This is a genomic window from Campylobacter sp. CN_NE2, assembly GCF_027797465.1.
In the GTDB taxonomy this organism is placed as follows: Bacteria; Campylobacterota; Campylobacteria; order Campylobacterales; family Campylobacteraceae; genus Campylobacter_B.
Genome location: NZ_CP115608.1, coordinates 318,821 through 342,393 on the forward strand (window position 1 = coordinate 318,821; position 23,573 = coordinate 342,393).

The window sequence follows — 23,573 nt, forward strand, 5'->3', positions numbered from 1 at the left end:
ATGAGACGAATTTTGCGACAAATAAAAAGATTATTTTTTATTGTTTGTTTCGTTTATATGGTGGTTTGTGCTGGGCTATATTTTTATCAAGAAAAGCTAATTTTCGTGCCGAATAAATTAGCCCAAAATCATAAATTTGAGTTTAAATTTGCAAAATTTGATGAAATAAATCTAAAAACGCCAGATAACGCTACTTTAAACGGACTTCATTTTTATGCCAAAAATTCAAAAGGTGCGATTTTATTTTTTCACGGAAACGCAGATAATTTGAATAGCTGGGGGCGATACGGCGAGTTTTTTGTAAATTTGGGCTATGATTTTTTTGTGTTTGATTATCGTGGTTTTGGCAAAAGTGGTGGTGAAATAAGAAGTGAAAATGAGCTTTTTGATGATACCGACCTGATGTTTGAGTATGTTTTAGGTAAATTTAAAAAAGATGAAATCACCATTTTGGGTTACTCTATCGGCAGTGGTTTATCGGCTAGAATTGCCGATAAATTCGGCATTAAAAGATTGATTTTGGTTTCTGCGTATTATAATTTTAAAGATTTAGCAAGTTCAAAAATCCCATTTGCTCCAAAATTTTTAGTAAAATATGAAATTCCGACAGATAAATTTCTAGCAAATTTCACAGCAAAAAATCCAAATTCGCAAATTTTACTTTTCCACGGCAAAAATGATGATTTGATTGAGATTTCAAACTCGCAAAATTTGGCTAAATTTTTAAAGCCAAATGATAAATTTTTTGAGCTAAACTGCGGGCATAACGATATTTTCTCAAAATTAGAATTTTATGAAATTTTAAAATCACAACTAAAATAGGCAGTTTTAAACTACCTTTTCCGCATAAAACTGCATAATTTTTTTGTGTAAATAAAGCGAAAAGATGATTATGCCTGAGCCGATGATTAGGCGGAGTAGGTCGGCATCGTGTCGCCAAAATACCAAATTTACGACGATTGCAGCCGGGATTAGGGCGTTATTCATAATGGCTAAAACGCCGCTATCGACTTCGCAAGCACCTTTGTTCCACAAAAAGTATCCCACCGCACTTGCTGCGACACTAAGCCACACGATAACGCCGATTTGAAACGGCGTAACGCTGAATTTTTGGGGATTTCCAAAGCCAAGCAAGACAAAAAATGTAACCACACTAGCTCCGGCAAAAAAGTAACCAAAAAGCTCTTTTTGCTCTTTATATCCTTTGCTTTCGAGTAGAAATTTATACGCACTTTGCCCCAAACCAAAGCAAAAATTCGCAATCTGCACATATAAAAATCCTAGCAAAAAGTCTGAGTTTATGCCGTTAAATTTGATGATAAATGCCCCAAATACGGCGATTGCGACACTTAAAATGTAAAGCGGTCTAAATCTCAGTTTTAATCCGTCATAAATCAGAGTTACATAAAATGGCGTAAATATCGTAAATAAAGCCACTTCATAGACTTTAAGCAGAGTAAAACTTTTGTAATAAAAAATATACATAACGCCGATTTGAACGGCACCGATGAGCGAAATTTTAGCTGCTAAACCCAAATTTACGCCACGAAATTTCATAAACGGCAAAAAGCAAATCAGAGCCAAAAACACACGCAAAAACGCCAAAAATGCACTATCAACGCCTTTTAAAAACTCGCCAATCAAAGAAAAACTAAACGCCCAAATAAGCGTAACTATGATTAATTTATTCAAAATTTGCCTTTTTTGTTATTTTTAAATGGCAAATTTTATATTAAAAATCTGAAATTTGGATAAAATTTCACCTAAATTTGATAAATTTTTGTGAAAAATAGGCTGAATTTATCATAAATTTGGCATAAAAAAAATATAATTCCAAAAATAAAATTTAAAGGCAAAATATGCAAAATTTGCAAAATAAATGGCAAAACGAGTGGCAAAATGAATGGATAATAAAACTAAGTAAAGCAGGGCTTTTGCGTGTGATTGACGAGCCGTGTGATATTGATTTAGAGATTGCTCACGCAAGTTATATCGAAGTGAAAAAAGATGATTCAAAAGCGCTTTTATTTACCCGTCCGACAGACAAAGACGGCAACTTTTATCCGCCTGTGCTGACTAATATTTTTGGCAGTTTTGGGGCACTAAATTTGATTTTAGGGCGTAAACCTGATGAGATTGCAAAAGAGATTGAAAATTTATTAAAACCAAAAAAACCTGCAAATTTGGGCGAAAAGCTTGATTTTTTGCGTTATTTAATCTCGCTTCGCAAGGTTTTTACTACTAAATTTAAAGGCAACGCTCCGTGCCAAGAGCTTAAATTTATGGGCGAAAACGCCGATCTTACCAAGCTTCCTGCGCTTAAAACTTGGCAAAAAGACGGCGGCAGATTTATCACGATGGGGCAGGTCTATATCAAGGATTTACACGGAAATACGCAAAATCTAGGCATGTATCGGCTTCAAATTTACGATAAAAATCGCCTTGGTATGCACTGGCAAATCCACAAAGACGGCGCAAATTTTTATAATGATTACAAAAAAGCAGGGCTTAAAATGCCCGTTTCTGTGGCGATTGGCGGCGATCCGCTTTACATTTGGTGTGGCCAAGCACCGCTTCCTAAGGGCATTTTTGAGCTTTTGCTTTACGGATTTATTCGCAAAAGCCCTGCAAAGCTTGTCAAATCGCTCACAAATGATATTTTGGTGCCGTATGATAGCGATTTTGTGATTGAGGGTTTTGTCGATACAAATGAGCTAGAATTTGAGGGTCCTTTTGGCGATCATACGGGCTTTTACACGCCTGTTTTGCCGTTTCCTGTGATGAGAGTAAGTGCGATAACTAGCAAAAAAAGCCCCGTTTTTCACGCCACAGTGGTCGGAAAACCGCCTTTGGAAGATAAATTTATGGGGTATGCGACTGAGCGGATTTTCTTACCGCTTTTTAAAACTTCTGCGCCAGATTTAATTGATTATAAAATGCCTGAAAACGGCGTTTTTCACAATCTGATTTTAGCTAAATTTGACGCAAAATACCCTGCTCACGCAAAGCAATTAATGCACGCTTTTTGGGGCGTGGGACAGATGAGTTTTGTCAAACACGCTATTTTCGTGGATAGCAATGCGCCTGATTTAGGCGATTATGAGACATTAGCTAGATATGTTTTGGATAGAATTTCGCCAAAAAGTCTGCTTTTTAGTGAGGGTGTTTGCGATCAGCTCGATCACGCTAGCCCAAATGCGTGTTTTGGCGGGAAGCTCGGCGTCGATGCGAGTAGCGATTTTTCGCCAAATTCGCCTGAAATTTTAAGCGACGATGAGTTGCTAGCCAAATTTAAAAGCGTTTGTGCTGAAATTTTGGATTTGAAGCAGTATTTTACGGACATTAAAAACCCTGTTGTGTTGGTAAATTTGGATAAAAAAGAACACGCAAAAGCGAGTTTCGAGCGAATTTTGAAATTTGCAAATCACTTTAAAATCGTCATTTTTACCGATCCAAAAAATAGCATAAACAACCTTTATATCAGCATTTGGCGAATTGTAAATAATATTGATGCAAATAGGGATATTTTTATTAGCGGAGATCAAATTTGCATTGACGCTACTACAAAATTCGCATGGGAAGGCTACGAGCGAGAGTGGCCAGATGAAACTCTGTGCGATAAAGAAGTCGTGGAAAATCTAATCAAACGCCAAATCATCGACGATGATAAAGAACTATTTTTGAAATTTGATATATTTTAGTTCAAATTTTTTAGAGTAAAAAATAATATTTTAGTTGTATGAAGTTGGTTCAAAATAGTTATATATAAATTTATATTATGATATAATTTCAAAAATTTTTCAAAAGGCAAAATTATGAAAGATAGCGAAATTTGGGATTATATCCAATCTGATACGGCTTTTTGCGACCTTACTACGGATTTACAAGCTAATGATATTGATTTAAATTCAAACGCAAAATTAGTAATTTTTACAAGGGAAAATTTGGTTTTTTCGGGCTCTTTGACGGCGCAAAAAATCGCTAAATTTTTAGATTGCGAAGTTAAATTTTGTGGGAGCGACGGACAGAAATTTAGCGAAAATAGCGAAATTTTCGTGGCAGTTGGAACTTACGCAAATATCCATAAGGCTTGGAAAGTAACGCAAATTTTCCTTGAATACTCTTGCAAAATTTCAACCTATACGCACGAAATGGTTAGCAAAATAAAAAAAATAAATCCAAAATGTGAGCTTGGTGCAACCAGAAAAAATATCCCATTTGCCAAAGAAATGTGCCTGAATTCGGTTCTAGCAGGTGGCGGGACGATACATAGGCTAGGGCTTTATGATAGCGTTTTGTTTTTTAAAAATCACACTCAAATTTATGGAAAATTCAGTGAATTTTGCAAAAAAATCCCTGAATTTAAGGCAAAATTGCCTGAAAAGAAAATTATGATTGAGATTGAAAATTTTAGCGATTTTAAAACACTTTTAAGCTATCCTGTCGATGTCGTTCAATGCGATAAAATGGATATTTTAACGCTTATTCAGTGTGTTAAATTTAAAAACGAAATCGCACCAAATACAGCCGTGAGTGCCGCAGGTGGCGTAAATTTGAAAAATTGCGATGAATTTGCAAAAACTGGCGTGGATTATATCATCACTTCTGCACCATATATGCAAGGTGCTATGGATTTAAGCGGCAAAATATCTTTGATTTAAAAAATTCGGCGTTGTCTGCAAAAACGCCGAATTTTAATGGACAGGTTCAAATTTACTTGGGGTTTGCGTAATTATACATTATATTTTTAAATATATAACTTAAATTTGCAAATTTCGTTAAAAAATTTGCGAATTTATCACAAATTCCATCACTTAAACCGCCAAATTTTTAAAAGCTATACTTAAATCCCGCGTAGTAATTTCTACCTTGTGCAGGGTATCCGTAAGCATAAGAGTAATCTTCATCGAAAATGTTATTTACTCTAAAATTTAGCTCAAAGTCATCAATCGGACGATAGGCGATTTTTATATCTGTCAAAGTATAACTTTTATTGACGAAATCTTTATCGGATATTGCCGAACTGGCATATCGTTTGCTCTCATAGCGAACTTGCGGTATTATATCGATTTGTTTAATCGGCGAGTAAATAAGCCCCGCAAAAAGGCTATGTTCCGGAACTCCCACGATATATTTGTTCTCATCATTATCTTTTATGCGTGTGTGCATATAAGTATAATTTCCAAACACGCTAAGATTATCCAAAATTTGCGAATCTACGCTAAATTCGGCACCCGTTTGCTCCTCTTTTCCGACATTTACATTTTTATTCAAACCACTAGGTGTTCTGATTTGCGTGATATAATCTTTTGTTTTTGTGTGGAAAAGTGCGAATTTTAAAAGCGTATTGTTTGCTATAAGCTGACTTACGCCGATTTCGTAATTCGTCGCTTTTTCTTCACTTAAATCAGGATTTGGCTCATACTGACCAAATCTAGTCGAATATCTATCTTTTAAAGTCGGAAAATTCGTTCTTTGCGAAACGGAAGCGTAAAAATTTGTTCCGTTAAACGGCGTAAAATATAAAATCGTTTGCGGATTAAATGCACTAGCATTGTATTTTTCCCACTCGCCTTCAATGGCTGTTTGAGCCTGATTTCTATATTCGGCTTTCTTGATTTTATTATAATCATAACTAACCCCAACAACCCAAGTAAAATAGTTATTTATAGCCCAGGTATATTCTCCTGCGTAAGAGTAAGTTTGTGCTTTATTTGTCAAGTCGGCACCAGGCGATGTGCTATCTATAACCTTGTGATTATCATTTTTAAGGGCTACTGAAAGTTTTAAGATATTTGCTTCATTAAATTTGAAATCAAGCTCGATTTGACCGCCCATAGTGTAATCATCATATTCGCTTAAATCAGGATTTCCGCTTCTTGGCAAATTTGGATAGAGTTCAAGTTTATTATAAAACTCATCTCTGTAAAATTTTGTCTTTAAGGTTATAAATTCGTCGGCAAATGCGGTTTTGCTTAAAAAATAATAACTCGTTTTATCCCAATCAGGCCAATACCAATGGCGAAGCTTCATACCTCTTCCTACAAAAGGAGCATTCATATCGCCGTCATAATAAGGCTGACCTTTTTGCCCCCTTTGAACGATATAATTAAATGAGTATTCATCGGTTTCATTTGGCGTGATACCGACTTTTAAATTTACTTTCATATCCTTTTTATCAGAATTTGCTCTTTTATTTCCGTCTGCTACACCGTGCGGATCGTTTTGGTTTGCCACTTTAAAATAATCTTGTTTTGAATTTGAAAAAGATAAAATTCCATAAAAATAATCTTGATTTGTGCCTAAATTTATAAACTGATCATACCCTTTGCCACTAAAAAAACCTGCACCAAGTTCGCCCTCAAATTCGCTAGTTGGGCGTTTTGTAACCAAATTTATCGCTCCGCCCATTGTATTTGCACCAAGAAATGGCGAAACATAGCCTTTTTGGATATTTATCTCGCCTATATCATAAGTCGTAAAGCGATTATAATCGATATTTTTATCATACGGCACATAAACAGGAATTCCGTCTAAAAACATACCCACGCGGCTATTATGAAATGAACGAATTCGCACCTGATCTTCGTTTCGCTGACCAGAGCTTGAAACGAAAATTCCGGGTTGTGTTCTAAGGGCTTCTAAGATAGTTTTATCTCTTGCATTTTCTATCTTTTTGCTATCTACACTATCAGTGCTAGTAGCGTGAATATCGGCTTTTGCACTAACTTCTATAACACCAAGATCATAGACTTCTGCGCCAAAAAGACAGCAAGTTGCTGTCAAACTAAGCATTAAAGGCTTTTTCATGAATTCTCCTTAAAAAAATTTGTATAAATTTTTAATCTCATCATCGCTTAAATCAAAATGCAAAAATTCTTTATAAAATTCTTTTGTTTTTGCATTTAAATCTATATCGCAACTCTCGCCATATAGCATCTTACACATCCAAACTACGCCTAAAAATCTCATCGGTGTAGGTGGTCTAGTCAAAAACGAATACGGACTAGACGGCTCTAAAAAAATTTTTTTGTTTTTGTAGGCTTTTAGGTTTTTCCACGCAGAATCCCCTTTTTTTAGCTCTTCAAAAAGGCTAACTTCACGCACAAAAATCGCATCAGGGTCATACTCGTAAAGCTTTTCAAGCGTGATTCTAGGGCGATTTATCTTATTTTCGCACTCGTGGATATTTTTCGCTCCCGCCACACTTGCCACATCAAAAAATCTATCCCCTTCACACTGAGTTTCAAGCCCGTCTAGTCCGTGAGCGAAGTAAATTTTTGGAATTTCATTCTGTTTTTGGGCGACTTTTTGAACCAAAGCGATATTTGTTTTTCCAAAATTTACTAGTTTTTCGGCTCTACTTTTCACGCCTAGAATTTCGCCCATTAAATTTATGCTTTCATAGACATCTTCAAGTTTTTCTTGCCTTAGATAAACGCTTGGAATTTTAAATTTCATAAAATCATCTTCGAATTTTTCGCTCATTTTACGCATAGAATCCCACAAAAAAATGACTTGCGGACGAGCCGAAATCAAAGCTTCGCTATTTACTCCACTTCCGCCGCCACCAAAAAATCCACCAAGAACTGGCAAATTTATCATTTGTTCTTGCATATATTTTTTCTCAACCTCCAAAAATTCGTAGTTTTTACCTACCATTTTTTGGGGTGCGAGCATATACAGCATTGCACTCATCGGTGGCGAAGCACCAAAGGCTCTTGTAATATTTGTATCTAGTGCGATTTTTCGCTCCACCATATCGGTAATTTCGTAACCAAAAGCCAGAGTTTGCAAAATTAGCACCAAAATAAAAAATAACTTTTTCATGAATCCCTCCCTAAGATTATTAAATGTTCATTTTCATTGCAATCTTTGATAAATTCGCTATTTAAACCATAAATTTGCGAAATTTGCTCTTTTGTTATTACGCTTTTTGGCGTGTCAAATTTGATTAAGTAACCTTTATCTAGCCAAGCGATTTTATCTGCGATTTTAAGAGCGTGTTCTGGGTAATGCGTAGTGCAAAGCACGGTATAATCATCATTTGCTAAATCTTTTAGTAAATCCAAAAGCAAAATTTGATTTGACAAATCAAGTCCGTTTATCGGCTCATCTAGCAAGATTATTTTTGCGTTACTTGCGATTGCTCTTGCCACCAAGACAAGCTGTTTTTGTCCGCCTGAGAGTTTTCTAAAAATCTCATTTTTTAAATGTAAAATTTCTGTTTTTTTAAGTGCAAATTCGGCTTTTTGGATGTCAGATTTGGAGTATTTATAAAAACTATTTGCAAAGCGACTCATTAAAACAATATCTAAAACACTAAAATCATAAGGAATAAAATGATTTTGTGGCACAAATGATAGCAAATTTGCCATCATTTTTGGGGTTAAATTTGCCGTGTTTTGTCTGTCTATCTCAATGCTCCCTTGAAATTTTTCCAAATCCAAAATGCACCTTAAAAGCGTGGTTTTGCCACTTCCGTTTGAGCCTAAAATATTTATAATTTCGCCTTTTTTGATATGCAAATTTATATCTTTTAGAGCAAATTTGTTACCAAATTTCACGCTTAAATTTGAAATTTTTATCATCTTAGACCCTTTGTATTTTTAAGCACAACCAAAAATATAGGAATTCCAAACATACTAACCAAAATTCCAATAGGAAGCTCGACGCTAAAATAGGTTCGCCCGAAAGTATCTACGCTAAGTAAAAACAAAGCCCCAAAAAGTGCGCTAAATGGAAGCAGAGCTGCGTGGCGAACCCCCACAATAAATCTACAAATGTGTGGCACCACTAGACCCACCCAAGCGATAATTCCGCCTAGCATAACTGCACTCGCACTTAAAAATGAAGCTAAAATAATCAAAATAAGGCGAATTTTTTTAGTTCCAAGTCCTAAAACCTTTGCGTCATCTTCGCCAAGCGAGAGCAAATCAACGCTTCTAGCCAACGCACAAATCCCTAAAATCGCCAAAAGCATAAAAGGAAGCAAAACCAAAATCAAATCCAGCTTTGCTAGTGCCAAACTTCCCATCATCCAATAAACTATGCTAGGAAGCGAATTTTCAGGATCTGCGATATATTTTAAAAATGATAATCCTGCACCAAAAAGCGACGAGCTAATAATTCCGCCCAAAATCAACATTAAAATCGTGGAGTTTTTGCCATAAATTTTTGAAATCATCAGGGCAAAAAATACAGCCAAAAAACCAAATAAAAAGGCTGAAATTTGCACATAAATGAGCGAAAGCTTAAAAATCATCGCTAAACTTGCTCCAAAACTAGCCCCGCTTAAAACACCAAGCACACTTGGACTTACCAGAGGGTTCATAAAAATGCCTTGAAATAACGCTCCACTAATCGCTAGTGCCGAACCTATCAAAATCGCCGTTAAAATTCTAGGAAGTCTAATTTCAGTCAAAATTAAAATTTGATTTTGTATTTCGTCGTTTTTTATATTAAAAAATATATAATCACATAACTCTTTTGTGTCAATTTGATAATGACCCAAGAAAAATGACAAAACAATAACTATACATAAAAGCACTATAATAACGCTAAATTTGATACAAATTTTATCCATTGTCCGACTTTATAAAAATTTCCGCAAGAATTATACCTAATTATATTTTAATTTATATAAATTTGTCTAAATTTTTAAATAAGCCAAATTTTATCTACAATGTGATAAACTCACGCACAAAAAAGGAAAATCAGGTGATAAAATCAAGACTTTGGATAGAAAAAGACGGAAAAAATTTTCTAGGACACGGAAAAGTTGAGCTACTTGAAAAAATAAGAGAGTGCGGCTCGATAAACGCTGCTGCCAAAGCGATGAAAATGAGCTATAAAGCCGCTTGGGACGCCGTAGATAGCCTAAACAATTTAGCCAAATCTCCCGTAGTCGTAAAAATCGGAAACGGAAGCAAACTAAGCGATGAAGGCGAAAGGCTAATCTCCAAATTTAGGGAACTCGAAGCCAAAGAAAATGAATTTTTATCGCAATTTGATGATAATTTAGAACATAATAGCTTGGCTATTTCAAATTTAAGTGCAAAAAACCAATTTGCCGCAATTGTGCGTGGTATCAGAGGAGATACCGTTAGTGTAGAACTAGAACTTTATATAAATAAAAATACAACAATTTTCTCAAATATCACAAAAGATAGTTTTGAACGCCTTAAAATCAGTGTTGAAACTGCTGTTATAGCTGTTATAAAGGCAAATTCGGTTAGAATTTCAGCAACAAAGCCAAAATTACCAAATGCCTTAAAATGTGAAATCTCAAAAATCAAAATAGGTGAAAAATTAACACAAATTTCGCTAAATTTGGCTGATTTAACACTAACTTCAACCGTAAAAAACAAAGAATTTGGCGAATTTAAAGTGGGCGATAAAGTTTATGCTTGTTTTATGCCGGACAGCGTAATAATCGGAAAATAAAGGATAAAAAATGAACGCATGGGACGAGATGTCAAAACACTATCCGCACTACGGCGATAGCGATATGATGAGAGATGTCGGGGTTGCACTTTCGTTTTGCTATGATAACGGCGTTAAATTTGACGGCGAAATTATCGATATTGGTGCAGGGACGGGCATAATCGACCTAGAAATAGCACTTAAAAACGAAGTTAGCATAACTGCCCTTGATATGTCTAATGAAATGTTAGAAATTCTTAAAAATGACGCAAAAAGATTAGGAGTTGATAAAAAAATAACTACAATTAGGGGCAATTTTGACGAATTTGAGCCAAAAAAAGGGTTTGATATTGCTATTGCTAGTTTGTGTCCTGCCATAAATTCCGTTAAAAACGCACATAAATTTATAAATTTGACAAAAAATCTTGGAATTTATATCGCTTGGGGCGGGTATAAAGAGTGCGAATTTTTGGATTTGTTAATAGAAAAACCAAATCCAAATATCAAAGGTTGTATAAAAACAGCCAATATGCACGAAATTTTAGATGATTTAAATATCAAATTTAAAAGCAAACTTTTCAAAGCAGACTGGGAAAACATAATGAGCGAAGAAAAGGCTATGCAATATGCAAAAACAATGCTTATGCGTTGTGAATTAGATATTGACGAAAATCATATTAAAAGTGTTGTAGCTAAATTTAGGCAGGCTGACGGCGTTCATATACTAACAAAAGCACAAAAAGGCGTAACTATTTTTAGTGTTTGATTATGCGTGGTTTTAGCAAATACGATATTATCGGATTTTTCTCATCTACGATTTTATATTTTTGCTTTGTCTTTTCTATTTTAAAATTTGCAAATTTCTCGCCGATTTTACCAAAATCAAATTCGCTAAATTTTGAAAATGTTATGATGATTGATATAAATAATTTTAACTTTTTAAATGATAATGATGAAAAAATTTCAGAACAAAAAAACTTTCCAAACGATATAAATGAAAATTTACAAAAAGACGATTTAGTAGAAAACGAAAATTTACAAAACTTTACCGATGATTTAGTAGAAAAAGAAGTTTTACAAGAGATTGTGCCAAAATCAGAACCGATTTTGCAACCAAAACAGACATTGGCAAAACCAAAAAAACAGGAAAATGCGAAAATAAAAAAATCTAAAAATTCAGTAAATTTAGATTCACAAAGTGCAAATTTAGGCGGAAATTTAAATAACATAAATAGCGCAAATAGTTTAAATTTAAATCAAAATTCTAATAAGATTGCAAATTCCGATATTTCGGCTATTTTAAAAACTATAATATCAAAATATGCCAAGCAAAATTATCCAAGCGAAGCTAGAAAACTTCGCCAAACAGGAAGCGTGAAGATTGGATTTTATTACACAAAAGAGCGAAGAATTGAAAATTTGCAAATTTTGCAAAGCTCTGGTTTTTTAAATTTGGATAATGCAGCACTAAATGCGGTCAAAAAAACAAAATCAAAATTTCCAAAACCTGATAAATCAGATTATTTTACACTTAGCATAAATTTTACTTTAACTAATTAAAAATTTTTATCTTTTAGTAAAAAATAAAGTTATATTTTTATCAATATAACTCGCTGTAATGGTATCTGGCATTAATTTTTAAACAAATATAAATTCGTAATTTTATTAAAATTATATTTCTTAAAAAAATAAAAAAATTGTTTAAAAAAACATGGTTAAAAACAAAAAAATTCATCTTTTATAATTGATAACTAAACGCAATTTCAAATTTTTAAAATTTATGATATTTGCGACTAAATTTATCTATTTTATTAAAATTTATTCAATAAATTCAAAAGAGTAAATTTATCGTATTTGATACAAATCAACCATTTTAACGAATAATCTTGTATTATTATGTTGCTGAACACCCGTGTAGGGTGTTGATTTTTTTATGAAAGGTTCTCTTATGGACAGACGAGAATTTATCAAGAGTTCTGCTGCCGCTGCTGCTTGCAGTGCCGCAGGTATTTCGGCTCCTAGCCTAGCAAGTGCAGCGGATGGCGAAAAAGACTGGCGCTGGGATAAAGCGGCATGTCGTTTTTGCGGAACCGGCTGTGGTATTATGGTTGCTACAAAGGGTGGAAAAATCGTAGCCGTAAAAGGCGATCCACTATGCCCTGTAAATCGTGGCTTAAACTGCATTAAAGGATACTTTAACGCAAAAATTATGTATGGTGAAGACCGTATCACAAAACCTCTTTTGCGTATGAACGAAAAAGGCGAATTTGACAAAAAAGGTAAATTCGGCGAAGTTAGTTGGCAAAAAGCCTTTGATGTTATGGAAGCACAATTCCGCAAAGCTTATGCCGAAAAAGGTCCAAGCGGACTAGCTGTATTTGGTAGCGGTCAATACACTATCATGGAAGGTGTTGCGGCTGTTAAGCTTATCAAGGCTGGTTTTAGATCTCACAATATCGACCCAAATGCCCGCCATTGCATGGCAAGTGCGGTTGTTGCGTTTATGCAAACATTTGGTATAGATGAACCATCAGGTTGTTTTGATGACATCGAGCTAACAGATACAGTTGTTTGCTGGGGCGCAAATATGGCAGAAATGCACCCAGTTTTGTGGTCTCGCGTAAATGACGCCAAGCTTAAAAACCCAGATCGCGTAAAAGTTGTAAATTTATCAACTTTTTCAAGTAGAACTTCAAGCATTGCAGATATTGAGATTATTTTTAAACCTCATACTGACCTTGCGATTTGGAATTTGATCGCTCATGAAATTTTATATAACCACCCAGAAGCTTTTGATGAAAAATTCGTAAAAGAGCACTGTGTGTTTGCGACAGGTCCTGTTGATATTGGTTATGGTATGAGACCAAATCCAAAACACCCTAAATTTGATCCAAAAGAAGTTGATACCGTAGCAAAAGAAGTTTCAAAAGTTCTAAGCGAAAACGAAGGTGTAACTTTGGCATATCTAGGTATGAAGGCAGGAGATACACTAGAAAATAAAAGTAACGGTAAAGCCGATTCGCATTGGCTAATCGGATTTGATGATTTCAAAAAAGCATTAGAACCTTATACGCTTGATTTTGTTGCAAAACTAGCAAAAGGCGATGATAATGAAGATTTAGAAAGCTTTAAGAAAAAACTTCAAGCCCTAGTTGATTTATATATCGAGAAAAACAGAAAAGTAGTTAGCTTCTGGACAATGGGTATGAATCAACACCAAAGAGGAACTTGGGTAAATGAACAAAGCTATATGGTGCATTTCTTATTAGGCAAACAAGCTAAACCGGGCGACGGAGCATTCTCGCTAACAGGACAACCAAGTGCTTGCGGAACCGCAAGAGAAGTAGGAACTTTCTGCCACAGATTGCCAGCTGATATGGTTGTAGCAAATCCAAAACACAGAGAAATGACTGAAAAAGTATGGCAAATTCCAGCAGGAACTATCAACCCAAGACCAGGCTTCCCTTATGTAAAACTAATGAGAGATATTGAAGACGGAGCGGTTAAATTTGCTTGGGTTCATGTAAATAACCCATGGCATAATACTGCAAATGCAAATCACTGGATCAAAGCAGCACGCGAAATGGATAACTTCATCGTTGTAAGCGATCCATATCCGGGCGTATCTGCAAAAGTAGCGGATTTGATTTTACCGACCGCTATGATTTATGAGAAATGGGGAGCTTACGGTAATGCTGAGCGAAGAACTCAACACTGGCGACAACAAGTATTACCAGTAGGCGAAGCGATGAGTGATACATGGCAAATTTTAGAATTCTCTAAACGCTTTAAGATTAAAGATTTCTGGGGCGAGAGAAAAATCGATGATAAGCTAACTTTGCCAGATGTTTTAGAAGAAGCTAAAAAAATGGGTTACGATCCAGAAGATACTCTATTTGATGTATTGTTTGCAAACAAACGAGCAAAAGAATTCAAAGCAGACGATCCAATCATCGCAGGATTTGATTGTACCGAAGTTTTCGGCGATAGTAGAAAAGTAATCGGAAGCGACGGAAAAGAATTCACAGGTTATGGTTTCTTTATCCATAAATATCTATTTGAAGAGTATAGAATTTTTGGTAACGGACACGGACACGATTTAGCTGATTTTGATACATATCATAGAGTTAGAGGTCTTAGATGGCCAGTTGTCGATGGAAAAGAGACTCAATGGAGATTTAACACTCGCTACGATACATACGCTAAAAAAGCAAATCCAAACGGTGATTTTGCATTTTACGGAAACCAAGGCGCATTGCCGACCGGAGATATGGCAAAAGCAACATCGGGAGAAGAAAAAACTTCATTTAAAAATAAAGGTAAAATTTTCTTCCGCCCTTACATGGATCCATGCGAAATGCCGGATAAAGAGTATCCGCTATGGTTATGCACAGGTCGTGTGCTAGAACACTGGCATTCAGGCACGATGACAATGCGTGTTCCTGAATTGTATCGCGCTGTTCCTGAGGCACTTTGTTTTATGAATGAAGCTGACGGAAAGAAATTAGGCATAGCTCAAAATGATATTGTATGGGTAGAATCAAGAAGAGGAAAAGTAAAAGTTAGAGTAGATTTTAGAGGTAGAAATGTTCCGCCTGTGGGTCTAGTTTATGTTCCTTGGTTTGATGAAAATGTCTTTATCAATAAAGTTTGTTTGGATGCGACTTGTCCGCTTTCAAAAGAAACAGACTATAAAAAATGCGCTGTAAAAATTTATAAGGCTTAGCTATGCAAAGACGCGAAGTTTTAGGTTTAATCGGATTAGTTGTTGCAGGAGGTAGCGGATTTTGTGAATTCGCAAGAGCGGAAGATAAAATTCGCATTAGACCGCCGGGTGCACTTGATGAAAAAGAATTTATGAGCAAATGTATCCGTTGCGGACTCTGCGTGGAAGCCTGTCCGTTTGATACGCTAAAATTAGCTGAATTTCGCGATAGTGGAGTGCCAAATGGGACACCGTTTTTCGAACCACGAAAAGTTCCTTGCTATATGTGTGAAGATATTCCTTGCACTGTGGCGTGTCCGACTGGCGCATTAGATAAAGATTTAGTTAGCGAAAATGATAAGCTAAATATAAATAAAGCACAAATGGGCGTTGCGGTTGTTGATCAAAAAAACTGCGTTGCATACTTTGGAATTCAATGCGATGCATGTTATAGGGCTTGTCCTGTTTTGGATAAGGCTTTATTTATCGAATATAAACGCAACGAAAGAACCGAAAAACACGCATTATTGCTTCCTGTTGTCGATAGTGATTATTGCACGGGGTGTGGAAAATGCGAAAAGGTTTGTATAACAACAAAACCTGCCATAACCATTTTGCCTAGAAATTTAGTTCTTGGTATTCCAAACGATAACTATATCAAAGGTTGGGTAGAAGGCGATGACGCAAGGCTTGATGAAGTTGATAGCAAAATCAAGCTAGACTTGAAAAAAGGCGTTGATTACTTAAATGGAGGCGAACTATGATTTACACAATTTTAAGAAGAATAGTTCAGCTTAGCATACTTGCACTTTTTATAGCAGGAAACTGCTATGGTGTGAAAATTCTGCAAGGAAATTTAAGCTCGTCAATGCTATTTGATAGCATAAATTTAAGCGATCCGTTTGCTACGCTTCAACTACTTTTAGCAGGTTTGAGTTTGGGTACGACCGCATTAATAGGAGCTTTAATCGTTCTTATTTTTTATGCTTTGGTTGCACCAAGGGCGTATTGTGGTTGGGTTTGCCCTGTAAATTTGTTGAGTGATTTGGCTGCATGGATAAGAGAAAAATTTGGTATAAGAACAAAAATTTTAAGCGTTAGTAAAAATGCAAGATATTATCTAATGATTTTAGCTCTGATTTGTAGCGGATTATTTGGTATTGCAGCGTTTGAGACGCTAAATTATATCGGATTTTTTACAAGAGCTGTAACTTCGCTTAGCATTTCAGCTTTTAGCATAGCTCTTATTATCATTATCTTTGAAATTTTCGCAGGAAATAGAATAATATGTTCCCATATTTGTCCGCTTGGCGGATTTTGGGCGATAATAAGTAAATTTAGTTTAATTCGCATTTATCATAAACAAGCAAACTGCACAAAATGCAACAAATGCAAAATAGTTTGCCCGGAAGCTCATATTTTAGAATTAGTATCAAAAAAGGATTTTAAAATCGGCTCTGAGTGTATTAGTTGCGGTCGTTGCGTTGAGGTTTGCGATGATGATGCTTTGAATTTCAGTATTTTAGGAGAAAAAAAATGAAAAAATTACTTGTGTGCCTAAGTATTGCGGCTTGCGTAAGTTTGTTTGCAGCTGACGGTGCAAACAAATCAGAGCCGACTTTTAGGTCTGATTATACTAACGAGAATTTTGCTTTGCCGACTTATGAATGGAAAGCAGAAGCACCGGGAGCAAATGCTGTTTTAGAAAGAAGCTTTGAAAATGCTCCGCCGTTAATCCCGCATAATCTAGATGATATGCTTCCGATTACGACTGATAATAACATGTGTCTTTCTTGCCACTCGCCAGAAGCTGCCGAGCCGTTGCAAATAAAGTCATATCCAAAGAGCCACATGACAGATTTGCGTGATGAAAATCAAAAAAGCTTGGAAGGAGCGCTATCTATGTCGAGATACGACTGTGTTTCTTGCCATGTTGTGCAATCTAACGCAACACAGCTTGTAAAAAACAATTTTGAAGCAGATTTTAGTAGATTTAAAGATTCAAACACTAGCTCGAATTTGCTTGATGTTTTAAATCAAGGCGTAAATGTTAGATAACGCATTGTTGTAAATTTAGCCAAATTTTGGCTAAATTTACACAATTTTTTAAAAAGGTCTGTTAGATGAAAAAGTTTTTTGCTGTTTTTATGATTTTAGTAGGTATGCTTTTTGCCGATCATAAGATTGAAGTTGTCGGAAATATTGCTATTTTAAAACAAATAGACGGGGAAATTTTCGCAGGGACTGATGCTGGAAAATTGTTTCGTTATACGCACGGCGATGAAAATGCAACGCAAATTTTTGAATTGCCAAAAATTAAGAGCTATGTCGATGGCGATATTGATTCTAAAATCATAGATCTTGATAAGCTTGGCGATAAATTTGCACTTTTAATCAACGGCGATTATATGAGTAAAGTTTTGGGAATTTTAGAAAACGGCGAATTAAAAACTTTTACTCCGCCTATAACAGGGATAAAAAAGCTAATTTTCTTTGATGAAAATACCTTGCTTTTGTTAGGAATTGGAAGCGAAATCATATACTATGACATAAATTCGCAAAAAGTTACATTTGAACACAAAATTTCAGATTCGCCTTTTGGTGGCGTTTTCTTTGATAGGGAGAAAAATACTCTGATGTTATCAAACGAAGGTGGCGTTATATATTTCTTTGATGCCGTAAATAAAAAATTCTTGCGTAAAAAAAGTATCCAAAAAGATAATATTTTTAGCGTAGCATTTTACGGCGATAGGGCTATTGCGGGTTCAAATGACAAAAGTTGTTATTACGAAAACGGAACATTTTCTAAATTTTTCGATGCAGGATTTTTAGTTTATAGTGTTGCATTAAACGATAAATTTGGTGCATTTACCGATGAAGATGGCATCAATATCATAAATGTTGATGGTGAAATTATCAAAAAAATCGAATATAACGGCGAAATAATCAACAATATGACTTTTTATGATGATTATCTAATCGGAGCAGGATACGACAAAACAATACATTTTTGGAGATATAAATGAATATTTCAAGCATAATAATATACACGAATAACGAAGTAAATTTACAAAATTTGGCTGATAATGTCGCTAAAATGGAATTTTGCGAAGTAGTTGCAGCACAAGATAATAAAATCGTAGCTACAATTCAAACTGATACGCTAGATCAAGAACTTAACACTTTTAAAACCATACAGGCTATGCAAGGCGTAAGCGATGTTGCGATGATTTATAGCTATCAAGACCTTGACGAGCAAATCGAAGCTGCAAACAACAACGACATCGAAAGCATTATGCAAAAAATCGATGACGAACCTGAAATCAAAAATATCAAATATGGTGGCCATTTAAAAATTTAGTTTTTAAATTTTTTAGTCAAATTTGCTATTAAATTTTTTGAGTTCAAATTTATCAATTTGTATGAATTTTATGCAAAATTTAGACTAACTTTACGACAAATTTTGGATTACCAAATTTGAAAGCTCATCATCTTTGTGTGCAAGGCTGATTTCAACGATTTTTAAAAGTTTTTTGGTTATGCCTTTAATGATTTCAATATCATTTATCATCGAAGTTGCCATTTTGTTTGAAATTTTTTTCTCTTCAAGCAATGCGTCTGGTTCAAGCGAGATACTTCGATACTCTTCACGCAAAGCACGAAGCTCGGTTAAACCGGCTTTATCATCTATTTTCAAGCTTCTCATTTTTTCGATTACCCTAAGTCCGTGAAGCATTTTTATGCGAAGCTTGTCATATTCTGCTTTGGCGTAAGGGTTGGTTGATGTCATAAATTTATATATATTTGGCTGGACATTTTTCATATCTTTTAATACTTCTGCTAAAAGTAGGGCACAGCGCCTAATGTCCATAAATTTATTCAAGTCATCTTTTTTTGCATTTTGACTTGCATTTATGAGATATTCCATAATTTGCGAGTAAATTTCCTTAAAGCGATTACTATAAAGCTCATCAAAGTCGATTTTAAGCGGAGTTTGACGAGAGACAATGATTTTTTCGCTTGAATTTGGCGAAGCAATGTCGCTTTTGGAAATGCTTATAGATTTTGCCAAAATTGAGCTTGTATTTTCATATAAGTGTTCCATTTCTTTAACCAGCACAATAGAAGCACTATCGCTAAAATTATCTGTTTTTTCTCCAAGATACTTTGCGTAATCAACTTTCGAGCGTTTTTTGTTAAATTTGACAAATTTATTAAGCAAATTTGCCATAAAATCAGTCAAAGGATAAAAAAGACACACGCCAACGACATTAAAATATGTATTAAAAACAGCTAGTTTTAGGACAAAATCGTCTTGTGCGATACCGACGAATTCGGAAGTCCTATCCGTTAAAAACATAAATAATTTTATAAAAATCAGGGCAATTAACGCACTTGTAACATTGAAGATTACATGAGCGACCATTAGTTTTTTGCCTTCTAAATTTGCATTTATCGAGCCGATGACTGCCATTATGGTGCTTCCGACATTTGAGCCGATTGCGATAGCAATGGCATTTTCGTAGCTTAGTTGATTGAAGCTAAGTGCTGTTATAGCCAAAGTTAGAGTGGCGTGTGAGCTTTGCATGACGATGGTTACGCCGATACCGACGGCAGTATAAAGTAAAAGTCCGCCAACGCCACTCATAGCGTATTTTGTGAGATCTAAGCTTTCTTTGACGCCATCAAAGCCTGTTTTTATGTAAGCAATTCCTAAAAACAAAAGCCCGATACTAAATAAAAAATAGCCAAAACCTTTGGAATTTTCACCTTTTTTGAATAAAAATAGCATTCCAACGACGATTAAAGGCATAGCGTAATACGCAATATCGGCTTTTATGCCAACACCTGCGATAAGCCATGCACCTGCGATCGTGCCTAAATTTACGCCAAAAATGATAGCAAGTCCAGCTGTAAGGCTAATAAGACCTGCGCTTAAAAAGGAAATTGCTAAAATGCTAACTAGTCCGCTTGATTGCATTAAGCAGGTGGTTATAAAGCCAAATGAAAAGCTTTTATAGCGTTTATCAGTAGTTTTTTTAAGAAAATTTTCGATAATCGTAAATGAAGCAAAACTTTTTTCTAAAACACTAATAGCGTATAAAAATATGCAAATTCCAAAGGCAATCGTCATAAAGCTTTTACTTACAAACATACAAACGCAAACGCCGATAACCAAAACGGCAAATATAACGCTTTGTCTGTAAGTTTGAAGCCATTTAATGACAGACATTTATCTCCTTGTGTAAAAATCTAATTTCTTACCTTTTCACAAGCATCTTTAAAACCATTTTGACAAGCTTGTTTATAGTAGTTTTCGGCTTTTGAATTACTTTTTTTAGCTATTATTCCTTTATCATAAATATTTCCGAGTTTAAAACAGCTAATACCGATTTTGCCGTTTTCACAAGCTTTTTTATAAAAATCAATTCCCATTGCGTTTATTTGAACATTTTGTCCTTCTGCGATATAAATGTCGCCAAGCGAATAACATGCTAACCATATATTTTTATTGCATGCTTTATCGTAATAATTTCTTGCTTTAATGTCATTTTTTTGAACCGTAACCCCTTCTTTGTATATATTTCCAAGATTATAACAAGCATTGTATTCGTTCGCATTGCAGGCAAAATTCCATAACTCATAAGCTTTTTTAGAATCCTTTTCTACGCCCTGACCAAAATGGTATGAAACGCCTAAATTTTGACAACCGCTAGGATTTTTTCCGTCACAAGCTTTTTGCCAAAATTGCACAGCTGTTTCCAATTCGCCTGCTTGATATAAAACAGTGCCTACATCGGAGCAACTTGCAAAATTGTCGTTTTTGCACTCATCAACAAGAGTTTGTAAATTGACACCAAATCCTACGCTAAGGGTAAGACAAATAGTTAAAATAATTTTTTTCATAGAAACATTTTTCCTTTCACGAAAAAGCGCTTCGCTTGTTTTCACAGAAACACCAGCTATGCCGAGCGCTTCGCTTGTTTTACTCTGCTACGCTTCGCTCCGCAAGAAACATCAGCTATGCCGAGCGCTTCGCTTGTTTTACTCTGCTACGCTTCGCTCCGCAAGAAACATCAGCTATGCCGAGCGCTTCGCTTGTTTTACTCTGCTACGCTTCGCTCCGCAAGAAACATCAGCTATGCCGAGCGCTTCGCTTGTTTTACTCTGCTACGCTTCGCTCCGCAAGAAACATCGGCTATGCCGAGCGCTTCGCTTGTTTTCACAAATAATCCTTTGAAAATTTATGAATTCTATCATAAAATTTTATATAAAATCCTTATCTCGTAATTGAGAATATAAATTTAGTACCGCGATAAATAGTGTTAAAATCGCAGGTCCTAAAATCACACCCCAAAATCCAAATGTCGCAATGCCCGAAAGCATTGAGAAAAATATCAAAAGCTCATTTATGCTTGTCGGTCTTGTTACAAGTTTTGAATTTATAAATTTAATGACTAGCGGCTTTATAAAGCTATCGGCTAGAACCGAGATTAGCACGACACAATAAATTAAAATAATAATCGCTCCACTTGTGTTGCCGTTTGCGAGTTCGAAAATCGCCGTTGGCACATATACTAGCGCACCACCGATAGCCGGTATTAGTGATGAAAAAGCAAAAATTATCCCCATTAAAACAGCATCGTGTCCGTAAATTCCTGCGATAATCGAAAATAAAAATCCTTGTAAAATCGCATTAAAAATGGTTGAATAAAACACGACGCTCATTGTATTTGCAGTTTGTGAAAACATATAATTTAGCTGTTTTGTGCCAATGGGCGTGGATTTGCGAACAAAAAGCAGAAAATCCTTTCCGTAAAGATTGGTAAAAAAGTAAAAAATGATGATTAAGCCCATATCTGCGATAAATTTGGCACTCGATTTCCCAAGTGTCGAAAGATAGAGTGCGCCTTGTTTTGCGATACCGCCAAAGTCCAAATTTACGATAAATTCTCGAATATTTGCTTCAAATTTATCAAAAGGCGATGGCAAAAGTGAAAAATCGTAATTTTTTACAAAATTTACCGTTTGGCTGATAAATGTAGCGTCTAAATTCGCAGCATTTTTAAATATCGCAATTACGGCATAGATAAACGGCACAAAAAATATACAACACAAAATCAAAGTCGTCAAAAGTGCCGATAATGTGCGTTTATGGTTTGTAAATTTTAAAATTTTATAGTGCAAACCCGAAGTCGAAACTGCAAGTAAAATTCCTATCGAAATCGTTAGCAAAAATGGATTAAATAGGTATAAAACCCAGCATAACATAAACACAATAAAACACGCAAAAAATATTTTACTTGTTTTCATAGTTTTACCGCCGTTTTGTCTAAATTTGCAAATTTATTCATCAAAAAGCCCTTTTGAATTTGGTATTTCAAGGCACGGCAATCCAAAAGCCTTGCGACCTTTATCCGTCGCCACGCGTCCTTTTGCCGTTTTTTCGATATATCCGTTAGCTAAGAGATACGGCTCTATGACATCTTCTATGGTGCCTTCATCTTCGCTTAAAGCCGCTGCGATGGTCGTTAGCCCCATGGCTCTGCGTTTTGCTTCAAAAAGGATTTCCAAATATTTTATATCCATTTCATCAAAACCAAGCTCATTTACGCCAAGTGCGTTTAAGCCTTCACCGGCTCGTTCTTTTGTGATGACATTTTCATCATTTATCTCGGCAAAATCCCTTATGCGTTTTAAAAGACGAAGTGCGATTCTAGGCGTTCCGCGACTGCGTCTAGCGATTTCCAAACTAGCATTTTCTTCGCATTTTTTGCCAAGTTTTGCACTTGCGATTTCGATGATACGAGCTAGTTCTTTTGGTGTATAAAATTGCAACCGAAACTGCATACCAAAGCGATCCCTAAGTGGTGCTGAAATCATACCGGCTCTCGTTGTAGCACCGATAAGCGTAAATTTTGGCAAATCGATTTTAATCGTTTGAGCAGCAGGGCCTGAGCCAATGATAATATCTAAGCGAAAGTCTTCCATAGCCGAATATAAAACTTCTTCGATAGCAGGGGAGAGCCTGTGAATTTCATCTATGAAAATAACATCGCCTTCGTCTAAATTTGTCAAAATTGCAGCCAAATCGCCGCTTTTTTCTATCATTGGGGCGGCGGTGATTTTGATATTTGCTCCCATTTCGTTTGCGATGATATGCGCCAAAGTGGTCTTACCCAAGCCCGGCGGTCCGTAAAAAAGTGCGTGATCTAGGCACTCGTTTCGTTTTTTTGCCGCGGCGATAAAGACTTTTAAGTTTTGCTTTATCTTGTCCTGCCCGATATAATCATCAAAGCTAACAGGACGCAAATTGGTCTCAAATTCGCTCTCAACGCTAAATTTTTCTATTTCTACAATTCTTTCCATTTTTTGCTCGTAAATTTAATTAATTTCTTAGTTTATTATATTTTGGCTGATTTGGTGTTTAAATTTGTGCAAA

General features: G+C 35.4%; 21 protein-coding genes. 12 read left to right on the forward strand and 9 right to left on the reverse strand.

Annotation, left to right across the window (positions count from 1 at the left end):
• Window positions 1-822 (forward strand): alpha/beta hydrolase, encoded by an 822-nt coding sequence (locus tag PF028_RS01635; protein WP_270860930.1) that lies wholly within the window; start codon window positions 1-3, stop codon window positions 820-822.
• A gap of 6 nt (window positions 823-828) precedes the next feature.
• Here the strand turns inward: PF028_RS01635 and PF028_RS01640 are convergent, their stop codons facing one another.
• Complete coding sequence (locus PF028_RS01640) at window positions 829-1,692, reverse strand: EamA family transporter (protein WP_270860931.1); 864 nt, start codon at window positions 1,690-1,692, stop codon at window positions 829-831.
• Between the two features lie 167 nt (window positions 1,693-1,859).
• Between PF028_RS01640 and PF028_RS01645 the strand changes: the two genes are divergently transcribed.
• Window positions 1,860-3,701: a menaquinone biosynthesis decarboxylase gene (locus tag PF028_RS01645; protein ID WP_270860932.1), complete on the forward strand. Its 1,842-nt coding sequence runs from the start codon at window positions 1,860-1,862 to the stop codon at window positions 3,699-3,701.
• 114 nt (window positions 3,702-3,815) lie between these two features.
• Window positions 3,816-4,661 carry a ModD protein gene (modD, locus tag PF028_RS01650; protein WP_270860933.1) on the forward strand — a complete coding sequence of 282 codons (846 nt, stop codon included), beginning with the start codon at window positions 3,816-3,818 and terminating at the stop codon, window positions 4,659-4,661.
• Between the two features lie 169 nt (window positions 4,662-4,830).
• Here the strand turns inward: modD and PF028_RS01655 are convergent, their stop codons facing one another.
• The 4 genes from PF028_RS01655 to PF028_RS01670 are packed head-to-tail and all read right to left on the reverse strand — an operon-like array spanning window position 4,831 to window position 9,586.
• Window positions 4,831-6,810, reverse strand: coding sequence for a TonB-dependent receptor (locus PF028_RS01655; RefSeq protein WP_270860934.1), 1,980 nt, complete (start codon window positions 6,808-6,810; stop codon window positions 4,831-4,833).
• 9 nt (window positions 6,811-6,819) lie between these two features.
• Window positions 6,820-7,830 (reverse strand): ABC transporter substrate-binding protein, encoded by a 1,011-nt coding sequence (locus tag PF028_RS01660; protein WP_270860935.1) that lies wholly within the window; start codon window positions 7,828-7,830, stop codon window positions 6,820-6,822.
• Window positions 7,827-8,591 carry an ABC transporter ATP-binding protein gene (locus PF028_RS01665; RefSeq protein WP_270860936.1) on the reverse strand — a complete coding sequence of 255 codons (765 nt, stop codon included), beginning with the start codon at window positions 8,589-8,591 and terminating at the stop codon, window positions 7,827-7,829. Before PF028_RS01665 ends, PF028_RS01660 begins: the two co-directional genes overlap by 4 nt.
• Window positions 8,588-9,586 (reverse strand): FecCD family ABC transporter permease, encoded by a 999-nt coding sequence (locus PF028_RS01670; protein WP_270860937.1) that lies wholly within the window; start codon window positions 9,584-9,586, stop codon window positions 8,588-8,590. Before PF028_RS01670 ends, PF028_RS01665 begins: the two co-directional genes overlap by 4 nt.
• Before the next feature lie 134 nt (window positions 9,587-9,720).
• Between PF028_RS01670 and PF028_RS01675 the strand changes: the two genes are divergently transcribed.
• The 9 genes from PF028_RS01675 to PF028_RS01715 all read left to right on the forward strand — a co-directional run bounded on the left by PF028_RS01675 (window position 9,721) and on the right by PF028_RS01715 (window position 18,491).
• Window positions 9,721-10,446 (forward strand): molybdenum-dependent transcriptional regulator, encoded by a 726-nt coding sequence (locus tag PF028_RS01675; RefSeq protein ID WP_270860938.1) that lies wholly within the window; start codon window positions 9,721-9,723, stop codon window positions 10,444-10,446.
• A 10-nt stretch (window positions 10,447-10,456) separates the two neighbouring features.
• Window positions 10,457-11,191, forward strand: a complete 735-nt coding sequence (locus PF028_RS01680; RefSeq protein WP_270860939.1) for a class I SAM-dependent methyltransferase — start codon at window positions 10,457-10,459, stop codon at window positions 11,189-11,191.
• A gap of 2 nt (window positions 11,192-11,193) precedes the next feature.
• Window positions 11,194-11,985, forward strand: coding sequence for an energy transducer TonB (locus PF028_RS01685; RefSeq protein ID WP_270860940.1), 792 nt, complete (start codon window positions 11,194-11,196; stop codon window positions 11,983-11,985).
• 388 nt (window positions 11,986-12,373) lie between these two features.
• The gene (gene napA, locus PF028_RS01690) at window positions 12,374-15,151 is read left to right on the forward strand and encodes a nitrate reductase catalytic subunit NapA (protein ID WP_270860955.1); all 2,778 of its coding nucleotides are present in this window, start codon (window positions 12,374-12,376) and stop codon (window positions 15,149-15,151) included.
• A 2-nt stretch (window positions 15,152-15,153) separates the two neighbouring features.
• A complete protein-coding gene (gene napG, locus PF028_RS01695) occupies window positions 15,154-15,894 on the forward strand; it encodes a ferredoxin-type protein NapG (RefSeq protein WP_270860941.1) in 741 nt (246 codons plus the stop codon).
• Window positions 15,891-16,670, forward strand: a complete 780-nt coding sequence (gene napH / locus PF028_RS01700) for a quinol dehydrogenase ferredoxin subunit NapH (RefSeq protein ID WP_270860942.1) — start codon at window positions 15,891-15,893, stop codon at window positions 16,668-16,670. Before napG ends, napH begins: the two co-directional genes overlap by 4 nt.
• Complete coding sequence (locus PF028_RS01705) at window positions 16,667-17,188, forward strand: nitrate reductase cytochrome c-type subunit (RefSeq protein WP_270860943.1); 522 nt, start codon at window positions 16,667-16,669, stop codon at window positions 17,186-17,188. The genes napH and PF028_RS01705 overlap by 4 nt, the downstream gene beginning before the upstream one ends.
• A 65-nt stretch (window positions 17,189-17,253) precedes the next feature.
• Entirely contained in the window at window positions 17,254-18,156 is a 903-nt protein-coding gene (locus PF028_RS01710; RefSeq protein ID WP_270860944.1) for a hypothetical protein, read from the forward strand.
• The gene (locus PF028_RS01715) at window positions 18,153-18,491 is read left to right on the forward strand and encodes a chaperone NapD (protein WP_270860945.1); all 339 of its coding nucleotides are present in this window, start codon (window positions 18,153-18,155) and stop codon (window positions 18,489-18,491) included. Before PF028_RS01710 ends, PF028_RS01715 begins: the two co-directional genes overlap by 4 nt.
• Window positions 18,492-18,581: 90 nt before the next feature.
• On the opposite strand, the gene PF028_RS01720 is transcribed toward PF028_RS01715, so the two are convergent.
• From PF028_RS01720 to ruvB, 4 genes are all read right to left on the reverse strand, one after another.
• Window positions 18,582-20,363 (reverse strand): Na/Pi cotransporter family protein, encoded by a 1,782-nt coding sequence (locus tag PF028_RS01720; protein WP_270860946.1) that lies wholly within the window; start codon window positions 20,361-20,363, stop codon window positions 18,582-18,584.
• A 20-nt stretch (window positions 20,364-20,383) separates the two neighbouring features.
• Window positions 20,384-21,037, reverse strand: coding sequence for a tetratricopeptide repeat protein (locus tag PF028_RS01725; RefSeq protein WP_270860947.1), 654 nt, complete (start codon window positions 21,035-21,037; stop codon window positions 20,384-20,386).
• A gap of 360 nt (window positions 21,038-21,397) precedes the next feature.
• Window positions 21,398-22,444 carry an AI-2E family transporter gene (locus tag PF028_RS01730; RefSeq protein WP_270861266.1) on the reverse strand — a complete coding sequence of 349 codons (1,047 nt, stop codon included), beginning with the start codon at window positions 22,442-22,444 and terminating at the stop codon, window positions 21,398-21,400.
• Between the two features lie 33 nt (window positions 22,445-22,477).
• Complete coding sequence (ruvB, locus tag PF028_RS01735; RefSeq protein WP_270861267.1) at window positions 22,478-23,500, reverse strand: Holliday junction branch migration DNA helicase RuvB; 1,023 nt, start codon at window positions 23,498-23,500, stop codon at window positions 22,478-22,480.
• Between the last annotated feature and the right edge of the window lie 73 nt (window positions 23,501-23,573).

Coding starts and splice junctions, on each gene's coding strand:
- PF028_RS01635 (WP_270860930.1), top strand. CDS start 1: ATGAGACGAATTTTGCGACAAATAAAAAGATTATTTTTTATTGTTTGT.
- PF028_RS01645 (WP_270860932.1), top strand. CDS start 1,860: ATGCAAAATTTGCAAAATAAATGGCAAAACGAGTGGCAAAATGAATGG.
- modD (WP_270860933.1), top strand. CDS start 3,816: ATGAAAGATAGCGAAATTTGGGATTATATCCAATCTGATACGGCTTTT.
- PF028_RS01655 (WP_270860934.1), bottom strand. CDS start 6,810: ATGAAAAAGCCTTTAATGCTTAGTTTGACAGCAACTTGCTGTCTTTTT.
- PF028_RS01660 (WP_270860935.1), bottom strand. CDS start 7,830: ATGAAAAAGTTATTTTTTATTTTGGTGCTAATTTTGCAAACTCTGGCT.
- PF028_RS01665 (WP_270860936.1), bottom strand. CDS start 8,591: ATGATAAAAATTTCAAATTTAAGCGTGAAATTTGGTAACAAATTTGCT.
- PF028_RS01670 (WP_270860937.1), bottom strand. CDS start 9,586: ATGGATAAAATTTGTATCAAATTTAGCGTTATTATAGTGCTTTTATGT.
- PF028_RS01680 (WP_270860939.1), top strand. CDS start 10,457: ATGAACGCATGGGACGAGATGTCAAAACACTATCCGCACTACGGCGAT.
- PF028_RS01685 (WP_270860940.1), top strand. CDS start 11,194: ATGCGTGGTTTTAGCAAATACGATATTATCGGATTTTTCTCATCTACG.
- napA (WP_270860955.1), top strand. CDS start 12,374: ATGGACAGACGAGAATTTATCAAGAGTTCTGCTGCCGCTGCTGCTTGC.
- napG (WP_270860941.1), top strand. CDS start 15,154: ATGCAAAGACGCGAAGTTTTAGGTTTAATCGGATTAGTTGTTGCAGGA.
- napH (WP_270860942.1), top strand. CDS start 15,891: ATGATTTACACAATTTTAAGAAGAATAGTTCAGCTTAGCATACTTGCA.
- PF028_RS01705 (WP_270860943.1), top strand. CDS start 16,667: ATGAAAAAATTACTTGTGTGCCTAAGTATTGCGGCTTGCGTAAGTTTG.
- PF028_RS01710 (WP_270860944.1), top strand. CDS start 17,254: ATGAAAAAGTTTTTTGCTGTTTTTATGATTTTAGTAGGTATGCTTTTT.
- PF028_RS01715 (WP_270860945.1), top strand. CDS start 18,153: ATGAATATTTCAAGCATAATAATATACACGAATAACGAAGTAAATTTA.
- PF028_RS01720 (WP_270860946.1), bottom strand. CDS start 20,363: ATGTCTGTCATTAAATGGCTTCAAACTTACAGACAAAGCGTTATATTT.
- PF028_RS01725 (WP_270860947.1), bottom strand. CDS start 21,037: ATGAAAAAAATTATTTTAACTATTTGTCTTACCCTTAGCGTAGGATTT.
- PF028_RS01730 (WP_270861266.1), bottom strand. CDS start 22,444: ATGAAAACAAGTAAAATATTTTTTGCGTGTTTTATTGTGTTTATGTTA.
- ruvB (WP_270861267.1), bottom strand. CDS start 23,500: ATGGAAAGAATTGTAGAAATAGAAAAATTTAGCGTTGAGAGCGAATTT.